The sequence below is a fragment of the Kitasatospora sp. NPDC056138 genome (assembly GCF_042264695.1).
Classification (GTDB): Bacteria; Actinomycetota; Actinomycetes; order Streptomycetales; family Streptomycetaceae; genus Kitasatospora.
The window spans coordinates 126,146-144,142 of the sequence record NZ_JBHJVK010000006.1 but is presented as its reverse complement, the minus strand read 5'-3'; the positions used below and the strand labels follow the sequence as shown (position 1 = coordinate 144,142).

The following is a 17,997-nucleotide window of genomic DNA, read 5'->3' as shown; positions in this document are numbered from 1 at the left end:
ACCGTCCGTGCGAGAGCGCCCGGGCAAGACCACCCGTGAAGGTGAGACATGGTTCTGAGCCTGTTGACACGCCTGCCCGCGGTGGGGCTCGACCTCGCACTGACGGTGCCGACCGGGCTGGCCCGCCGCGTCCTCCCACCGGCCGGCATCGCCGTCCGGGCCGCGGCCGACGTCGCGAGCGCCGGTGCGCGCACCACCGCACACGGTGCCGAGGCGCTGTCGACCGCCGCGGTGCGGGTGAGCCGAGTCGCCCGGAACGCCGTCACACCGGGCCGGGGCTACTGGCGGGCCGGGTCCAGGGTGCACCTTCCGTTGCAGCCGGACCAGGGCTCCGCAGCGCTGAACGCGCGCCGGATGGAGGCCGCGGCCAAGCGGGTGGCGGTCGCCCTGGCGGAGCATCCGGACGTGGTGACCGCCTACTGGGACGGTGGCCTGGCGCGGCTGGTCGTCCAGATGACCGAGGACGCGATCACCGACCGGGTGGTGGACAAGGCGGCCGAGCTGGCCGCCCGGCAGGGGCTGGCGCGGCCGGACGAGGAGGTCCTGGAGCGCGTGCATCCGGGCCATCCCGGCGGCGTGCGGTCCGGCGCACTCGCCCTGGCCTGCGACCTGGCCGGCCTCGCCGCCGCGGTCGGCGCGCGGACGGCCCAGGTGAGCGGGGTACCACGGCTGGCCACCGCCGTGGTCACCCTGGCGCGCGAGGACTCGCGGGTACGGGGGGCCCTGCGGCGCAGGCTGGGCGCCCCCGGCGCCGACCTGGTGCTGGCCGCGGCCAACGCGGCCGCCCACGGCATCGGGCAGTCGCCGATCGCCTTGGCGGTGGACGCGGCGCTGCGGGTCGGCCAGCTGACGGAGGCGTTCGCCTGCGCCGCGGCGTTCGACGTCGCGCACGACGCCGTCTGCCGGCCCGGCCGGTTGAGCCTGGCCGGGGCAGAGGTCACCCGTCCGGCGCTGCGCCCGTACCCGAGCGACGCGTACGGGGACCAGGCGGTCACCACCAGCCTGGTCGGCGCCGCCGCGACCCTGCTGTTCACCCGCGACGTCCAGGAGGCGGCCGAGGCGGTGCTGGCCGGCACCCCGAAGGCCGCCCGGTACGGCCCGGCGGCCTTCACCGCGGCGCTGGGCACCGCCCTGGCCAGGGACGGCGTCCTGGTGCGCGACGCCGAGCGGCTGCGGCAGCTGGAGGTCGTCGACACCGTGGTCCTGCACGCCGAGGCGCTGCGCAGTACCCGGCGGACGGTGCTGGACGCGAACACCAGCGTGACCGACTGGGACCACGACCGGCTGTGGCGCGCCGCGGCCGCCGCGCTGGGCCCGCGCACGGCGGAGGCGGACCGGGACGGTGAACCGTCGATCCGGCTGCGACCGGTGCCCGGTCGGGGTGCCCCGGAGACGGGGCTGATGATCGCGTCGCTGCCCGGCCGGGACCTCGGCACCGTGCTCGTCGGATGGGAGCTCGACCCGCTGGCGGAGGCCGCGCTGGACGCGGCCCGCCGGGCCGGCCTGCACGTCGTGGTGGTGGGCGACGGCTCGCTCGGCGACTTCGGCGCGCTGGCCGACGAACGCGTCGAGTCCGACCGGCCGTTGGCCGATGTGGTGCGCGGCCTGCAGGACACCGGCCGGGTGGTGCTGACGGTGGCGCGGGTGCCGGACGCGGCGACGGGACGGCGTCCGGGCGGGCAGGCCGGCGAGATCCTCGCGGGACTGCTGCACAGCGATGTGGCCGTCTCGCTGACCGACGACCGGAGCGCCGTGGTGTGGGGCGCCGACGTACTGGCGCTGAACGGGCTGGAAGGCGCCTGGCGGCTGCTGGCCGCGGTGCCCGCCGCGCGGGCCGTCAGCCGGAACGCGAAGACCTTCGCCCAGGCGGGTGCAGCGCTGTCCGGGCTGCTGGTCGTCACCCGGGGGACCCGGCCGCACCAGACGGCCCTCCCCGCCGCGTTCCGGCTCGGCCCGGTCAACGCCGCCGCCGTCGCCTCCCTCGCCTCGGGCTGGTCGGCCGCACTGCACGTAAGTGCCCGCAGCACGCCGCACCCGCGGCCGCGGGTGCCGTGGCACGCCCTGCAGCCCCGCGAGGCGCTGTCCCGGCTGAGGGCCGCCGGGACCACCGTGCCCGACGCGACGACGGCCGTGCGTCAGGCGCTCGGCCGGGCCGTGGACCGGGCCGTCCTGCTGCCGGTCTTCACCCCGGCCCGGCTGACGCTCGGTCTGCTCGCCGCCGCACGAGCCGAACTCGACGACCCCCTCACCCCGGTGCTCATGGTCGGTGCGATCGCCTCCGCCCTGCTGGGTTCCACCGTCGACGCGCTGCTGGTCACCGGCGCGATGGGTGTGAACGCGGTGGTGGGAGGAGTGCAGCGGCTGCGCGCCGAACGCGCCCTGTCCACCCTGGCCGTGGGCCAGCGCCAGAAGGCCCGGCGCGTCGCGGACGGCGGCCGCGGAGAGTCGACCACCGTCGAGGCCGCGCGGCTGACACCCGGTGAGGTGATCGAGCTCTACACCGGCGACGTCGTGCCGGCCGACGCCCGGCTGCTGGAGGTCGACGGCCTTGAGGTGGACGAGTCCTCGCTGACCGGCGAGTCGCTGCCGACCGGCAAGCAGCTGGACGCCACACCGCAGGCGGCCGTGGCGGACCGCCACTGCATGGTGTTCGAGGGGACGACGGTGGTGGCCGGTCACGCCCGCGCCGTGGTCGTGGGGACGGGGGACGAGACGGAGGCGGGACGGGCGGCCCACCTCGCGTCGCGCGTCCCGACGGCACCGGGCGTACAGGCGCGGCTGCGCGAGCTGACGAACCGGGCGCTGCCGCTCACCCTCGCGGGCGGCGCCGCCGTCACCGCCCTGTCGCTGCTGCGCGGCCAACCGGTGCGCGAGTCCGTCCGGGGCGGGCTGGCCGTCGCGGTGGCCGCGGTGCCCGAAGGGCTCCCGCTGGTGGCCACGGTCGCCCAGCTGGCGGCGGCCCGGCGGCTGAGCCGGCGCGGGATCCTGGTGCGCACACCGCGCACCCTCGAAGCGCTGGGCCGGATGGACACCATCTGCTTCGACAAGACCGGCACCCTGACCGAGAACCGTCTGCACGTGGTCCGCACCGTCACCGCGCGCGGCGCCACCCACCCGGCCGGCACCCCCGAGGCGACGGCGGTGCTGCGGATCGCGGCCCGGGCCTGCCCGCACATCGCGGACGAGGCGGGAATCCACGCCCACGCCACCGACGAGGCCATCGTCGCCGCGGCCCCGGCCGAACCGGAGTGGACGCCGGCCGACGCGCTGCCGTTCGCAGCCAGCCGGGGATACGCCTCCGCCGTCGGCACCGACGCCGACGGCGCACGGCTGCTGGTCGTGAAGGGCGCGCCGGAGGTCGTGCTGCCCTGCTGCCCGGACGCCAGTCCCAGAGCCACCGGGACGGCCCGCTCCCTCGCCGGGCAGGGCCTGCGGGTGCTGGCCGTCGCGGTGCGCAGATCGGCGGGCGGGCCCGCGGCCGACGTGCTCGGCGCGCCGCTCCGGGGGCTGGAGCTCGTCGGGTTCGTGGCGCTGGCCGACGCGCCGCGCGCCAGCTCGGCCCCGCTGGTGGCGGCCCTGCGGCAGGCCGGCGTCCGGCCCGTCATGCTCACCGGGGACCACCCGCAGACCGCCCACGCGGTGGCCACCGCCCTGGGCTGGCCCGAGGACACCACCGTGGTCACCGGTGACGAACTGGCCCTGGCGGACCGGGCCGGCCGGGCCCGCCTGCTGAGCGGGTGCGGCGTCGTGGCCCGGGTCGCGCCCGAGCAGAAGCTCCAGGTCGTCGAGTCGCTCCAGGACGCGGGACACGTCGTGGCCATGGTCGGGGACGGCTCGAACGACGCCGCCGCCATCCGTGCCGCCGACATCGGGGTCGGCATCGCCGCGCGGGGCTCGGCGGCGGCCCGCAACGCCGCGGACCTGGTGATCACCAATGACGAACTGACCGTGCTGATCGACGCCGTGGCCGAGGGCAGGGCGCTGTGGCGCAGCGTGGCGGACGCGATCAGCATCCTCATCGGCGGCAACGCCGGGGAGGTCGGATTCTCCCTGCTCGGCACGGTGCTGTCCGGAGCCTCGCCGCTGTCCACCCGCCAGCTCCTGCTGGTCAACCTCCTCACCGACATGTTCCCGGCGATGGCGGTGGCGGTGACCCCCCGGAGCGGGGAAGCCGCTGCGGAACCCGGCTCCGAGGTGCCCGGGGCCGCCGCACCGGTGAGCGCGGGCCCGGTGGGCACCGCCGCACTCGGCGAGCCGCTGACCCGTCAGATCCGCCAGCGCGGTGTGGTCACCGGGCTCGGCGCCGGCACGGCGTGGCTGATCGGCACCCTCACTCCGGGTTCCACCCGGCGCACCAGCACCATGGCGCTGTGCGGTGTGGTCGGTGCCCAGCTCACCCAGACGGTCATCGGGCGGCACCACAGCCCCCTGGTGCTGGCCACCGTGCTCGGCTCGGCCGCCGCGCTCGTCAGCCTGATCCAGACACCGGTGCTCAGCCACTTCTTCGGCTGCACACCCCTGGGCCCGGTCGCCTGGACGGGCGTCGCCGCCGCCATCTGCGTCGCCGCACTGGGCCCGCGGATCGTGCCGCCCGTGGAACGCCTGCTGTCCGACGTCGGGTCACGGCTGCGCCCGGAAGTGACCGTCGTCCGCTGACGGCCGGCCGTCGACGGCGTGGTCATTCCGGGCCGGGCCGCCGCTTCGATACATGATCCTGAGCAGATGGCACACAAGTGGTGGTGCGACCGTCTCCGGCGGGTCGGGTGAACCGGAAGCGGCGTCAACTGATCGGAGGCGGCAGTGTCGAGTGTCAGTCGGATCCTTGTGACGGGGGCCGGTGGCGGTGTCGGGGGAGTCGGCCGGACGGTCGTCGAGGAGCTGGGTGCGCGGGGGGCGTCCGTGCGGGCCCTCGTGCACCACGACGACGAGCGTGCCGCGGCCCTGCGGGGCGTCGAGGGCGTCGAGGTGGTGGTGGGCGATCTCATGCGTGGTGCCGATGTGCTGGCGGCTCTGGACGGGTGCCGTCGGGTCTACTTCGGGATGAGCGTGTCACCCGGCTACCTTCAGGCCGCGACCACGGTGGCCGCCGCCGCCCGTGAGGTCGGCGGCCTGGAACTGCTGGTGAACATGTCGCAGATGACGGTCTCGCAGATGGATCTCGGCAGTACCGCCGAGTCCGATCAGCAGCGACAGCACTGGCTCGCCGAGAAGGTGCTCGACTGGTCGGGGCTGCCGGTCACCCACGTCCGGCCCACGGTGTTCATGGAGAACCCGCTCTTCGGACTGCTCGCGGTGGCGTCGATCATGCGGGACGGGACGATCCGGCTGCCGTTCGGCTCCGCGCGGACCTCACCGGTCTCCGCCCGGGACGTGGCGGAGGTGGTCACCCGGCTGCTGCTCGACCCGTCCCCGCGCACCGGCCGGGTCTACGAGCTGACCGGCGCCGCGTCGCGCGACATGACTGCCATCGCGGCCGAGTTCGCCGCCGCGTCGGGACGCGCCGTGACGTACGTCGACGTGCCCTACGACGAGTGGCTCGAACGGGATCTCAAGGGACTGGACCTGCCGCCCCACGTGTTCGACCACATCGCCACGATGGCCCGGTTGCACCGGCAGAACCGCTACGACAGGGCCACCGACGACGTCGGCGAACTGCTCGGCCGTCCCCCGGCGGGTTTCGACGGTCTCGTCGGGAACACGCCCGGCCTCCGCCTCGGCGGCCGTTCGGCGTAGGCGGACGGTGTGGATCCGGGCCGACGGGTGACGGTCCGGCAGCGGGCCGCTGCGGGAACACGACCGTGCCCCGGGCGGCCTGACGGGCGGTCTCACCGGCGGCGTCGGAGCCGTGGTCGTGGTCGTTCTCCGACGGCACCGGGCACAGGGTGATGCCGGTGTGCACCCCGGCCCAGGCGGACACCGATCGGACGCGCACGCGCACGCGGACGGTGCCCGGGGCCGGGGTGTTCCACGGTGTCCGTGCCGGGACGGGCCCGGCACGCGGGTCGCCGACCCGACGGGGGAGACCGGCTGCGGCCCTGGGACCCCGGCCGCCCGGGCGTCTGACGGGTCATCGTTCCACCGGTGGGCAGGGCGGTCGGGGCTGTCAAGGGCGCGGGTCGTGAACCGGCCGGTGGCCGGTGCGGCCGCTGACGTACGGGTGCGGCGTTGTGCCGGTCGCGTGCGGGGTCGCTCCTGGTCGGCGCGGTGGGCACCGGGGCTCAGGATGGCGGGAATCCGCTTCTCGTGTCATTACTAGGCGATGGTTGTTCCATGACCAATCCTTTACTTAAATGGATGGCGGGCGGAGAAGACGGCGGCTGGCACATGCCGCTCCTTCGACACCTGCGACCGGTACGCCAGGTAGGGCGTCCCGGCGGAACCCATCGGGCACGATCACCATCTGCCGGAGGACCCTGTGCATCATCCGATTCGGCTGCGCGACGCCATCGCCGAAGGCGGCACCACCCCGCTGATCGGCGTCTTCGACATGTTCTCCGCCTCCGTGGCGGCCCAACACTACGACGGGATGTTCGTCTCCGGATTCGGCTTCGCCGCCTCGTACTACGGCCTGCCGGACATCGGCTACATCGCCTGGCCCGACATCGTCGCCTTCGTCCAGCGGCTCCGGCTGGCCTTCCCCCGCCAGCACCTGCTGGTGGACATCGACGACGGGTACGTCGACCCCGAGACCGCCTGCCACGTCGTCCAGCACCTGGAGGCCATCGGCGCCTCCGGGGTGATCCTGGAGGACCAGCAGCGCCCCCGCCGCTGCGGGCACGTCGACGGCAAGCAGGTCCTTCCGCTGGAGGCCTACCTGGAGAAGCTCGACATGGTCCTGGCCGCGCGCCGCGACCTGGTCGTCGTCGCCCGCACCGACGCCACCGAGGAACGCGAGATCCTGCGCCGCGCCGAGGTGTTGGCCGCGACCGACGCCGACGTCATCCTGGTCGACGGCGTCCGCAGCGTGGACTGGATCCGCAAGGTCCGCGCCGTCATCGGGGACAAGCCCCTGCTGTTCAACCAGATCGCCGGCGGCAAGTCACCGCGCCTGTCGCTGCCCGAACTGACCGACCTGGGGGTGGACGTGGCGATCTACAGCACGCCGTGCCTGTTCGCCGCCCACAGCGCGATCGACCAGGCCCTGACCGATCTGAAGAAGACCGACGGCCGACTGCCCGAGTTCACCACCGACAGCATCGGCGTCGCCGAGTCCCTCGCCCTGCTGGAGAAGAACATCAGCCGGCGCCACCGAGTGGCGGCGCCGGCCGGGTGACCCGGCGGGCCGCCGCAGGTCCCGGCTCCGGTCGTCCGACCGGGGCCGGGACCCGGCCCCGCCCGGTGAAGGCGAGTGGATCCGGTGGGAGGTGAATGATCCTGACGGGCCGCCGGAGGGTCACATCCGACCCGGAACGCCCGGAGGCGATCAGGTGGGGCGACGGACCTCCGGCACCCCGAGGCGGCGTCGGGGCCGTCCGGGTGCCGGGCCGGGCCGGACGGCCCCCCGGCGGCGGCCGGACCCGGCGGCTCATGCGACGCGCCTGCCGCACCGGGCCGGCCGAACGCCACGCCGGGGCGGGACCTTCGGCCCGGGCCCGGTAGTGGGATCTTCGACGGTCGGCGCGGGGCCCACTGCAAAGCGGCAGCGGCAGGTACTAGGCTGTCCGCCATGCTGGAACCCGATGCGCTGCTCGTCGACATCGCCGCCATGGTGGAGTCCGAGCACAGCAACCAGATGCCTCTGACCGTGGTCGTCCCGGGCGCGGTCATCACCGGAAGGCTGGCACCGGAGGACCTGTGGCGGGAACGGGTGGCCGAGGTGCTCGCGACCTCGGACCACCTCAAGCCGTTCTCCGCCCTGTTCGCAGTCCCCGCAGCGGACCCGGCCGGGGCGTCCGCCGCCGACGGCCAGGTCCGACGGCCCACGCATCTGCACCTCCACCTCGCGAGGATCCTGCAGGGGAGTTTCGGGCTGCCCCACACCGGGGGCATGTACCGCATCGCCATCGCGGACGTGAGCAGCTGGACCGTCGGGGACCTCAGCTACTCGGACCAGTGACCGGGCGTCCCCCGTCGAGCGGGTCCGTCCCATCGGGTTCCCGTTCCTGTCGGGTTCCTGCGCGGGCGCCGTCGTTCCCCGGTCCGGGTGTGCCCTGCGGCCGGCCGGGCCCGGTCAGTGCGCCGCCCGTGCCCTGAGGGCGCGCGCCGTCTCCTTGGCGCTGTAGTCGGCGGGAACACCGTCGAACAGGATGAGATCCGCCTTCATGTGGTCGGTCCGCAGGTAAGCGATCCTCCCGTACGCGGGCGAGTGGTACCAGCCGTGCGCGGCCGCGCGGTCCGGGAACTCGATGATGATGACGTCGGGCCCCCAGGAGCCCTCGACCACGTCGATCTCGCCGCCGCCGTGCACGATGAAGCGGCCGCCGAAGGGCTCCAGCGTCGCCTCGATGCTCTCGATGTAGGTGAAGATGTCCTCGCAGGGTTCCACCGAGTGGACGTGGCAGAGTGCGTAGGCGGTCATGACTGCTCCTGGGGCCGGTGCGGATCGGTGTCGAGCGGTGCTCGGTGTTCGGTGCTCGGTGCTCGTGGTCCTGACCCTAGGCGAGCGCGCGACGGCCGGAATCGGTCATGAATAGGTAGGCGTACGTACACGCCCGCCAGTACCGGTCCGCACGCCGGACGCCGGTGCCGTGTTCGACGATGCGGGTCAACCGGCCACTCCCAGCGGCCGGTTGGAGAAACCCCCGCCCCGCCGGGGAGTCGGCTACGGTGTGCGCCATGACGTCCGTCCTCGTCGTCGAAGACGACCCCACCATTCGCACGTCCCTGATAGAGATCCTGACCGCCCACGGACTCCTGGTGCGCAGTGCTCCCGACGGTTTCGGTGCGCTGCGCGAGGTGACCCAGTGGCAGCCGGACGCGGTCGTGCTCGACCTGGGCCTGCCCGATCTGGACGGCGCCGACGCCCTGCGGATGATCCGCGGCCTCTCCCAGGTCCCGGTACTGGTGGCCACCGCCCGCGACGACGAGCGGGAGATCATCGACCTGCTCAACGCGGGAGCCGACGACTACCTGGTGAAACCGTTCTCCGGCGGACAGCTCGTCGCCCGGCTGAGCGCCGTGCTGCGACGCTGCGCCGTCGGCGCCGGAGCACTGGAAGCCGGCGAGGCAGGCCCGGCGGGCGGCGCGCCCGGTGTCGACCGCGCTCCGGTGGTCGCGGGCGAGCTGCGCATCGACCCGATGGCGCGCACCGTCCACCTGGCCGGCCGGGAGCTGGGGTTGACGCGCCGAGAGTTCGACCTGCTGGCCTTCCTGGCCCGGAACGCCGGCCGGGTCATCTCCAAGCGCCAGCTCCTCGCCGAGGTGTGGCGCCAGCCGTACGTGGACGAGCAGACCGTCGACGTCCATCTGTCCTGCCTGCGCCGCAAGTTGGGCGAACGGGCCTCGCGGCCCCGCTACCTGCACACCGTCCGGGGTGTGGGAGTGAAGCTGGTGTCACCGCTGTGAGGGCCACCCTCGCCATGGTGGCCCTGGTGGCGACCTCCATGGTGGCCGTGTCCTTCCTGGTCCCGCTCGCCCTGCTGCTGCGCACCCAGGTGCACACCCAGGCGACCACGGCTGCCCAGCAGCGGGCCGTGGCGGCGGTACCCGCCCTTGCGCTGTCCACCAGGCCCGCGGATCTGGCCCGGGCCATGAGCCGTCTGGACGCGTCGGACCGACTGGCCGTACACCTGCCGGACGGTCAGGTCATCGGCAGCGAACACGCCTCCGCCCGGATGCTGAACCGGGTCGTGCTGGACCGGGAGGCGGAGGCCCGAGACGTCCCCGGCGGATGGGAGTACCTGCAGCCCGTGCTCCTGGGCCGGGACCAGGTGGCCGTCGTCGAGGAGTTCGTGCCACAGGCCGAGCTGACCCGGGGCGTGACCAGGGCCTGGGCGACGATGTCCCTGCTGGCCGTCGGCCTGGTGATCGGCTCGGTCCTGGTGGCCGACCGTCTCGGTGCCCGGGTGGTACGCGCCTCCCGCAGGCTGTCCGGAGCCTCGGCCGCCCTGGGCGCCGGCGACCTGGACGCCCGGGTCGCGCCGATGGGTCCCAGGGAGCTCCGCGAGGCCGGCCTGGCCTTCAACGCCATGGCCGATCGGGTGAAGCAACTACTGGCAACCGAAAGAGAGTTGGTCGCCGACCTGTCGCACCGGCTGAGGACTCCGCTGACGGCGCTGCGCCTCGCGGCCGAGCAGATCGGCCCGGTCCAGGGCTCGGCCCGGGTGGCCGCCGCGATCCAGCACCTGGAGTCCGAACTGGACTCGATCATCCTGGCCGCGCGGGCGCCCCTGTCCACCAGGCCGGTGGGCCGCAGGGGCGGGTCCGGGCCGAGGGACACCGGCTCCTTCCGCCCCGACCAGCAGCTCGGCAAGCCGTGCCAGGTCTCCGAACTGGCCCGGCACCGGGTCGGATTCTGGTCGGTCCTCGCCGAGCAGCAGGACCGGGTGTGCATGTTCGAGGCGACCGACGAACCGACGCCGGTACGGCTGTCCGAGGACGACCTCGCCGCTGTCGTCGACGCCCTCGTCGGCAACGTCTTCCGGCACACGCCCCAGGGGACCGGCTTCGCGGTGAGCGTGCAGCGGACGGCGCAGAGCGTCGTCCTGGTGGTCGAGGACGGCGGGCGCGGCATCGACGACCCGGCCGGCGCGCTGTCCCGTGGCGTCAGTACGGGCGGGTCCACCGGTCTCGGACTGGACATCGCACGCAGTGCTGCCGACTCGACCCGGGGAAGCGTACGGATCCTCCGCAGCCCGTCGGGCGGCGCGCGCGTGGAGGTGGTTCTCGGCCTCGCCCCGGAGCCGCGCCGCAGCCTCGGCCGGCCCTGGGGCCACCGGCGCCGGCGTGCAGCGGAGAGCGGGCGCCTCAGCCGGCAGAGCTGAGTGGCGCCGCCGCGTGCGGCCCGCAGGTACGGGTGCAGGTGCGGGTTCCGGAACCGCCCGGCTCCGTCCGGTGGCACCGGCGTGCCTGCGCTGCGCGCGGGCCTGCACCTGTACGTGCGTACGTGCGTGCACCTGGCGTCCCGGCCCACCGTTGCGGGAGGCCGGGGCGGGCCGGCGCCGGCGGTCTGGGCCCTGTGACGACAGCCCTCGCACCACGGCGACCGGATCGACCGCGCCCTGCGGCCGTCAACCCGCCCGTGAGGGGCCCTTGTTACGGGGAGACCGCCGATCCGTCCTGCCGGGTGGGGCGGTGTGTCCCACCCGGCGGGATCGGTTCAATGATCGGTTTCAGTGATCGGTACGGGCGGCCTACCTGGGGGTCTCGGCCGCGCCCGGGTACCAGAGCCGACTCGATCCGGAGCCCGGCCCGTTCGGCCCGTTCGGCCCGTTCGGCCCGTTCGGCTTGTCGGGTCCGTCCGCCTTGGCCGCCGCTCTCGGCCGCACGCCGCTGCCCGGCCGGTTGCCGACGGGGGCCAGTACGACGACCACGGCCGGGAACCGGGGGTCGGAGGCCACGCGGATCGCACCGGCGGCGGTGATGGAGAAGACCTCGTCCGGAGAATCCGTGGGGGAGCAGGGCCGGACCCCGACAGCACCGTTGGCGCCGTCGTCGGCGTCCAGGCAGTAGGCCGGGTCGGCGAGGTTGCGGATCAGCCCGTCGCGGCCGAGGTTCCACCGCTGGGTCACGGCCCCGCCGCAGGCACTCACCACGACGTCCGCGCCGGCCTGCAGGGACTCGTCCCGCACGTCGAGGCAGAGACCCGACCCGGCGTTCACCAGCTGGAGGTATGCGTCACCCTGCTGGATCGGCGGGCGCGGGGCGGGTGCTGCCGGGGCGGTGGACGGCCCCTGTCCGGGCAGACGCGGGTCGCAGCCCGGGGTCGACACGGCGCCGGAGGGAGCGCAGCCCCGGGCGGGCGGGGACGACGGTGGCGGTGCGGCTGTCGGTGTCGCGGAGCCGTCGGACCGGTCGGCGGAGGTGGGGGATGGGGATGGGGATGGGGAAACGGTGGCGGTGGCCCCCGCCCCGACCGGCGGCTGACCGGGGGGTGCGGACGGGGGCCGGGGCGGAGAGAGAACGGTGAGGGCCGGTAGGCGGTGCGTCGCGGCGGAGGCGGTCGAGGCTTCGTCGTCTCCGGGCAGCACGGAGGTCACCGCGCCGGCCACCGCGAGCCCGATCAGTACCGCCGCCGACAGAGCGCCGGCCGCCGCCGCTCCTCGGAGCAGCCTGCCCTGGTGATGTCCTGCCGACCGGGCGGCGCCGACCGGTCGCCCCGTACGCGAGCGCAAGGTGTGCGAACGTCCGGCACGGGAGCGCCCGTGCACTGGACCGGAGGCGGGCATCGCGGGCCTCGCGCGGTGGCGGACACCTCGCGGGACCTCCGGCCCCGGCGGGTCGGCCGCTGTCGACGGCCCGGCCACCGGTGGTATCCCCGTAGCGAGAATCGAGATCGGCTCGGCAACGGAACGGTTGCCCATCCGCGTACCTGACAATGGTCTCCTACCTCCAGCAGGGTGGGGAACCGGGCGGTGCCCGCGCGCGTCACGGCGCCCGGCGGTCCGTGCGGTCGCTCCGTCAGGGCGAGTCCGTCAGGACCTGTTCGTCAAGGCCGGTTCGGCAAGGCGAGTCGGTGAAGGCGAGTTGGTGAAGGTCTGCTCGTCGGGTCTGCACATGAGCGCGCCGCGCATTCGGTAACAGACCGTCGGCTGCGGGCCGTTCGTGCCTCGGCCGGTCCTTCGGCCCCTGCGGGAGGGAGGACCGGGCTGCCGGTTGTCGTTCATACTGGCTGCTTCCTGAGCGGGTTCGCGTCGGAGTCCGTTCCGACGTACTGGGAGAACCTCCGGGCGGGAGCGGGATAACGGAAAGGTCCGGCAGACTTCTGCGACGGGTTCCCGTTATCCGTGCCGCCCTGTCAGGTCTCCCCCTCGTAGGGGAGCCCTGTGATCGGGACGCGTGCAGGACGAGTGAGGACAGGACAGCGGATGCAGGTTGAAGGCGGAATGGATACCGAGCTGGTGGTCGCGGCCGCGCGCGCCGGGGACGAAGAGGCCCGGGACCGGCTGATCGCCGGATATCTGCCGCTGGTCTACAACGTCGTCGGCCGTGCCATGAACGGCCACCCGGACGTGGACGATGTGGTGCAGGAGGCCATGATCCGCGTGGTGGGCGGCCTCGGCGGCCTGCGGGACCTGTCCTCGTTCCGGTCCTGGCTGGTGGCGGTCGCGATGAACGAGGTCCGCCGCTGCTGGTCGGCCCGCCGGGCCGGAACCGCCTCGACGCTCGACGGCATGGAGCAGGTCGCCGACCCCGCAGGGGACTTCGTCGAGCTGACGGTGCTGCGCCTCGGTCTGTCCGGACAGCGCCGCGAGGTCGCCGAGGCGACCCGCTGGCTGGACGAGCACGACCGGGATCTGCTGTCCCTGTGGTGGTTGGAGGCGGCGGGCCGGCTCACCCGGGCGGAGTTGGCGACCGCGCTCGAACTGTCCCCGCAGCACGCAGCCGTGCGGGTCCAGCGGATGAAGGAGCAACTGGAGGCCAGCCGCACGGTGGTGCGGGCCCTCTCAGCGACACCGCTCTGCCCCGAGCTGGCCGAGCTCACCTCGGCCTGGGACGGGCGGCCGAGCGCGCTGTGGCGCAAGCGAATAGCGCGGCACATCCGCTCCTGCCGCGAATGCACCCGCCTCGGCCAGGATCTCGTCCCGGCCGAGGGACTGCTCGCCGGACTCGTCCTGGTGCTCCCGGTGCACGGCTTCGCGGGCCACGGCCTGCTCACCGGTGGACTGTCGCTGCCCACCGGCGGACTCTCGCTGCCCACCACAGCCGCACCGGCGTCCGGCGCCACCGCCTCACCGGCGTCCGGCTCCACCGGCGCTCCCGGCACAGCAGCTCCCCACTCTGCGGCACCGGCCTCACAGCCCCACGGCCCGCAGGCCGCGCAGCAGGGTTCCCCCGGTGCGCCCCAGCACGGCGGTACGGATGGAGCAGGTGGCTCCCACCCGCGCGGTGCGCGGCGAGCGGCCCGCCGTTGGACACGGCACGGCGGTCAGGTGGCCGGTGTGCTCGCCGTCGCCGTTGCCGTCCTGGGTGTGGTCCGAGCGCTCCCGGATCGGGCCGAGCCCCCGCAGGCCGGATCCGCCCCCGTACCGACGCCCGAGACCGCCGCAGTTCTCGTCACACCCACGACGCAGACCCCGACGGTCTCCGCGAGCCCGGCGCCCTCGACCGCGACCGCCAGCCCGTCGCCCAGTCCGACACCGTCCGCCACGCCGTCCGCTTCCCCGTCGCCGCGCAGCCTGGAACGGCAACTCGTCGATCTGATCAACGCCGAGCGGGCGAAGAACGGTTGCCGGCCACTGCGCGTCGACCCGAGGCTGCACACCGCAGCCCAGCAGCACTCCCAGGACATGGCCGCCAACCACTACTTCGACCACACCGACCGGCAGGGCGGCCAACCGGACAGCCGGATCACCGCGGCCGGATACCGGTGGAGCAGGTGGGGCGAGAACATCGACCAGAACAGGAAAGCCCCCGGTGACGTGCTGAACGACTGGCTGGACGGAGCCATCCACCAGCAGAACATCCTCGACTGCCGGTTCACCGACGCCGGTGTCGGTACCGCGCCGTCCACCGGCGGCCTGCTGTGGACCCTCGACCTCGCCGCGTCCGGCTGACAGGGCCGACAGCCGCCTGACGGGGTCGGCTGTCGGCTGACGGTGGCTCAGCGCAACCTTATGGGTTGCTTAGAGGCTCCTGCGCCCACGGATTCCCGCATCGACCGGACCCTACGATCAGTGGTGCCGTCCTCCCCTCCTCCCGGAGGGCGGCACTCTCCCCCGTCCTTCGGTTCCCGCAGCGACCCGGCGCGGAACGGCGGGCGTGTCGATGACTCCTCCCTCACCTCGGCACGCCCGCGAGATACCACGGAGCCAGGAATCCATGACCACGATTTCCGACGCAGTGTCACCAGGCGGCGTCGAGGGCATCCTGTCGAGCGATGTCCGCAGGCGATTCCGCGCGTCCGTCCTGATACTCGTGGCGGCAGCCGCCCTCGCCGCAGTGATATCCGCGTTGGTCAGCCAGCCGGCATCGGCCGCCGCCCCGATACCGGGCTCTCCACTGGATGCCTACGACAGGCAGATACCGTACGACACGGGCGTCCACAGGATCGCCCGCCTCGCCGCGATCATCTCCTACGCCCTGATGGTGGCCACGGTCGTCCTCGGGGTGGTGCTCCGCATGCGCTACTTCCAGCGCAACGTCAACCGCCGCACGGTGTACGGGGCACACATGACGATCGCCCTCTCGGCGTTGATCTTCGGGGCGATCCACGGCCTGACCTTCACCTACCAGGGCGTGTGGGAGATCGGCACCGCCAATCTCCTGGTCCCGTTCACCGGCGGTCAGCAGCGGATACCCGTCGGACTCGGCGTCCTGGGCACCGAGTTGGCCATCGCGGTCGGGTGTTCCGTGTGGCTGCAGCAACGGCTCGGCTATGCAAGGTGGCTGACGCTCCATCAGTGGGCCTATGTCGCCTTCGGATTGATCTGGCTGCACGTCTTCACCGTTCACCCGGAGCCGCGTCACTTCAATCCCGTCGCGATCGGCGTCGCGGCCGGCGCGCTGACCTGCCTGCTGGCCTTCCTGATCCGCATCCTCCCCTCGCTGTCCAGGCTCCGCCAGGGGGCCTTCCCGAGCGATCAGGGTGCCGTCCGATGACCGTCCCGGAGGCGTGGCCGGGCGAAGCCTGGCAACCGCAGGGCGAACGGCTTCCCCAGGGGCAGTGGCCCCAGCAGGAGACCCTCCAGCAGTGGCAGTGGCAGTGGCAGTGGCAGTGGCAGTGGCAGTGGCAGCCGCAGGCGGCTCAACTGCTGCCGGAGGCCGTGCCGGGGTACGTGGCGGACGTCCGCGCCTACGATCCCGCTGCCGCCGAGGTCCGGCACCCCTGGTGGGCGGAGCCGATCGGGCCCACCGGTTCCGTTGCGTACGCCGAGCAGAATCCCCACACACAACAGCTGTTGACTGTTCCTCATGTACGGCCGCCCCATCTTGCGCCGACCGGCCACGAGTTGGGGGAACACCGGCACCCGCAGGGCACGGACCAGTTCCACGGCGGCGTGCTGCCGGCCGTGCAGCCGGTCCCAGCACCGACACCGACACCGACACCGGTACCGGTACCCGCTGCCGAGGAGTTCCTCTCCTCCTCCCGTCCCCGGCTGGTGCCCGAAGCCGAGCCGGTGAAGGTCAGCGTGGACAACAACCGTTGCCACATCTACGGCATCTGCCAGCAGGAGGCGCCCGAGGTCTTCCGGATCTCCGAGGGCGGTTCGCTGCACTACACCGGGAACGTGCCGGCGCACCTCGCGGCCCAGGCGCGGCAGGCGGTCCGCTGCTGCCCGATGCAGGCCATCGCCATCCGGGGCGGTTCGCCGGGCACCCCGGCCCGCCGTTCCCGTACACGTGCGGCGAGCCGGGACGGCCTGCGGCGGATCGTGGTCGCCGGGGGAGGGCTCGCCGGGCTGAGTGCCGCGAGCAGGCTGCGCGAGCGGGGCTTCGACGGCGAACTCGTCCTGGTCGGGGAGGAGACGCGTCGGCCCTACAGCCGTCCGCCCCTGTCCAAGCAGTTCCTGGCCGGTGAGCTGAGCGGCGAGGACCTCACCTTCCGGGCCGACGAGTCCCTCGACGCCCACTGGCTGCTCGGCACCCACCTGATCGGTCTGGACCCGGAGCAGCGGACCCTGCACCTCCGGGGCGGTGAACGACTGCCCTACGACGGTCTGGTGCTCGCGACCGGCGTCGACGCCAAGCGGCTGCCGCGGACTCCCGTGGTCAGCGACCGGATCCGCACCGTCCGCACCCTGACGGACGCGGCCGCGATCCAGCAGGCCATGCACGCGGCGCGGGCCCACCATGTGGTGATCCTCGGTGGCGGCTTCGTCGGCTGCGAGCTCGCCTGCACCGCCCGCGACCACGGCATGGACGTGACCCTGGTCGTGCACAGTGCTCCGCTCCTCCGGCGGGTGTTGGGCAGCCGGCTGGGGGCGGTCGTCGGGCGGATCCAGGCCCGGGCCGGCGTCGACGTCCGGCTCGGCACCGAGATCAGCGAGTGGACCGACACCGGTTCCGGGCTCCGCCTGCGACTGGACGACGGGGAGGTGATCGACGCCGACTTCGTCGTCCTGGGCCTCGGCAGCGTGCCGCGCACCGAATGGCTGCACGGCAGCGGACTGGACGTCGCCGACGGAGTGCTGTGCGATGCCACCTGCCACGCGGTGGACCTGACCGGCCGTCCGGTGCCCGGTCTCGTGGCGGCGGGCGATGTGGCGCGGTGGCCCAACCTGCGGTTCGACGCCACACCCCGGCGGGTGGAGCACCTCATCCACGCGGTCGAGATGGGACAGCACGCCGCCGACTCGCTGCTCCAGGGACCCGAACGGGCATCGAGGTTCACGCCGGTCCCGCGCTTCTGGTCCGAACAGCACGGGGTCCGCCTGCAGGCGGTCGGCATGCCCGCGCTGGGGGAGCGGATGGAGATCGTCGAGGGTTCGCTGCGGTCCGAGAGCTTCGTGGCCGCCTACCACCGCGACACTCCGCAGGGCACCCAGCTGGTGGCCGCCGTGGCCTTCGACATGCCGCGCCAACTGCTGGACCACCGCGACCGGATCGGCCGCATCGGCCCGCTCCCGGGGGCGTCGAAACCGAACAGGAGGAGGCGTCGATGAGCCGCCGAGCATCCCGTCGAAGGCGCCGGTTCCCCCGGCGGACCGGCAGCCTGCTGCCGTGGCTGCTGAGCCTGCCGGCGCGGGGGAACGTCCGTTGGCCCTTCATCGCCACCGTGATGGTGGTCGCGACGGGCCTCTACCTCCAGGTCATGCTGACCGCATCCCCGATGCCTCCGGGCCGGGCGCCCGCGCCCGGCAGCAGCAGCAGTGCCGCGCAGGCCCCGCACTACTAGAGCAGGTTGCCGAGGACGGTCAACGTCCGATCCATCCAGCCGAATTGACCGCTACGTCAATC

Annotated in this window: 12 protein-coding genes; 10 read left to right on the top strand and 2 right to left on the bottom strand. The window is 73.6% G+C overall.

All coding sequences use genetic code 11. The features are described 5' to 3' along the window. The first annotated feature begins 48 nt into the window (after positions 1-48). The 4 genes from ACFC1R_RS06785 (at position 49) to ACFC1R_RS06770 (ending at position 8,056) form a co-directional block, all read left to right on the top strand. Positions 49-4,656, top strand: a complete 4,608-nt coding sequence (locus tag ACFC1R_RS06785) for an HAD-IC family P-type ATPase (protein WP_375933852.1) — start codon at positions 49-51, stop codon at positions 4,654-4,656. Positions 4,657-4,800: 144 nt separating this feature from the next. Then, the gene (locus ACFC1R_RS06780) at positions 4,801-5,733 is read left to right on the top strand and encodes an NAD(P)H-binding protein (RefSeq protein ID WP_375933849.1); all 933 of its coding nucleotides are present in this window, start codon (positions 4,801-4,803) and stop codon (positions 5,731-5,733) included. Between the two features lie 682 nt (positions 5,734-6,415). Beyond that, positions 6,416-7,273 carry an oxaloacetate decarboxylase gene (locus tag ACFC1R_RS06775; RefSeq protein ID WP_375933846.1) on the top strand — a complete coding sequence of 286 codons (858 nt, stop codon included), beginning with the start codon at positions 6,416-6,418 and terminating at the stop codon, positions 7,271-7,273. Positions 7,274-7,666: 393 nt separating this feature from the next. Continuing rightward, positions 7,667-8,056 carry a hypothetical protein gene (locus tag ACFC1R_RS06770; protein ID WP_375933843.1) on the top strand — a complete coding sequence of 130 codons (390 nt, stop codon included), beginning with the start codon at positions 7,667-7,669 and terminating at the stop codon, positions 8,054-8,056. 114 nt (positions 8,057-8,170) lie between these two features. On the opposite strand, the gene ACFC1R_RS06765 is transcribed toward ACFC1R_RS06770, so the two are convergent. Beyond that, positions 8,171-8,518 (bottom strand): DUF1330 domain-containing protein, encoded by a 348-nt coding sequence (locus ACFC1R_RS06765; RefSeq protein WP_375933840.1) that lies wholly within the window; start codon positions 8,516-8,518, stop codon positions 8,171-8,173. 257 nt (positions 8,519-8,775) lie between these two features. On the opposite strand from ACFC1R_RS06765, the gene ACFC1R_RS06760 reads away from it, so the two are divergent. Continuing rightward, complete coding sequence (locus ACFC1R_RS06760) at positions 8,776-9,504, top strand: response regulator transcription factor (RefSeq protein WP_375933837.1); 729 nt, start codon at positions 8,776-8,778, stop codon at positions 9,502-9,504. Next, a complete protein-coding gene (locus ACFC1R_RS06755) occupies positions 9,501-10,922 on the top strand; it encodes an ATP-binding protein (protein WP_375933834.1) in 1,422 nt (473 codons plus the stop codon). Before ACFC1R_RS06760 ends, ACFC1R_RS06755 begins: the two co-directional genes overlap by 4 nt. Before the next feature lie 369 nt (positions 10,923-11,291). On the opposite strand, the gene ACFC1R_RS06750 is transcribed toward ACFC1R_RS06755, so the two are convergent. After that, the gene (locus ACFC1R_RS06750; RefSeq protein WP_375933831.1) at positions 11,292-11,870 is read right to left on the bottom strand and encodes a ricin-type beta-trefoil lectin domain protein; all 579 of its coding nucleotides are present in this window, start codon (positions 11,868-11,870) and stop codon (positions 11,292-11,294) included. Positions 11,871-12,983: 1,113 nt separating this feature from the next. Here ACFC1R_RS06750 and ACFC1R_RS06745 point away from each other — a divergent pair. The 4 genes from ACFC1R_RS06745 (at position 12,984) to ACFC1R_RS06730 (ending at position 17,935) form a co-directional block, all read left to right on the top strand. After that, positions 12,984-14,654, top strand: coding sequence for a sigma-70 family RNA polymerase sigma factor (locus ACFC1R_RS06745; protein ID WP_375933828.1), 1,671 nt, complete (start codon positions 12,984-12,986; stop codon positions 14,652-14,654). Between the two features lie 265 nt (positions 14,655-14,919). After that, positions 14,920-15,699 (top strand): ferric reductase-like transmembrane domain-containing protein, encoded by a 780-nt coding sequence (locus ACFC1R_RS06740; protein ID WP_375933826.1) that lies wholly within the window; start codon positions 14,920-14,922, stop codon positions 15,697-15,699. Continuing rightward, positions 15,696-17,702: an FAD-dependent oxidoreductase gene (locus tag ACFC1R_RS06735; protein WP_375933823.1), complete on the top strand. Its 2,007-nt coding sequence runs from the start codon at positions 15,696-15,698 to the stop codon at positions 17,700-17,702. Before ACFC1R_RS06740 ends, ACFC1R_RS06735 begins: the two co-directional genes overlap by 4 nt. Beyond that, positions 17,699-17,935: a hypothetical protein gene (locus ACFC1R_RS06730; protein WP_375933820.1), complete on the top strand. Its 237-nt coding sequence runs from the start codon at positions 17,699-17,701 to the stop codon at positions 17,933-17,935. The genes ACFC1R_RS06735 and ACFC1R_RS06730 overlap by 4 nt, the downstream gene beginning before the upstream one ends. Positions 17,936-17,997 lie beyond the last annotated feature (62 nt).

Bases quoted from the DNA above. Each gene is read 5' to 3' on its own strand.
- ACFC1R_RS06770 (WP_375933843.1), top strand. From the start codon at position 7,667: ATGCTGGAACCCGATGCGCTGCTCGTCGACATCGCCGCCATGGTGGAG.
- ACFC1R_RS06745 (WP_375933828.1), top strand. From the start codon at position 12,984: ATGGATACCGAGCTGGTGGTCGCGGCCGCGCGCGCCGGGGACGAAGAG.
- ACFC1R_RS06740 (WP_375933826.1), top strand. From the start codon at position 14,920: ATGACCACGATTTCCGACGCAGTGTCACCAGGCGGCGTCGAGGGCATC.
- ACFC1R_RS06760 (WP_375933837.1), top strand. From the start codon at position 8,776: ATGACGTCCGTCCTCGTCGTCGAAGACGACCCCACCATTCGCACGTCC.
- ACFC1R_RS06735 (WP_375933823.1), top strand. From the start codon at position 15,696: ATGACCGTCCCGGAGGCGTGGCCGGGCGAAGCCTGGCAACCGCAGGGC.
- ACFC1R_RS06730 (WP_375933820.1), top strand. From the start codon at position 17,699: ATGAGCCGCCGAGCATCCCGTCGAAGGCGCCGGTTCCCCCGGCGGACC.
- ACFC1R_RS06785 (WP_375933852.1), top strand. From the start codon at position 49: ATGGTTCTGAGCCTGTTGACACGCCTGCCCGCGGTGGGGCTCGACCTC.
- ACFC1R_RS06765 (WP_375933840.1), bottom strand. From the start codon at position 8,518: ATGACCGCCTACGCACTCTGCCACGTCCACTCGGTGGAACCCTGCGAG.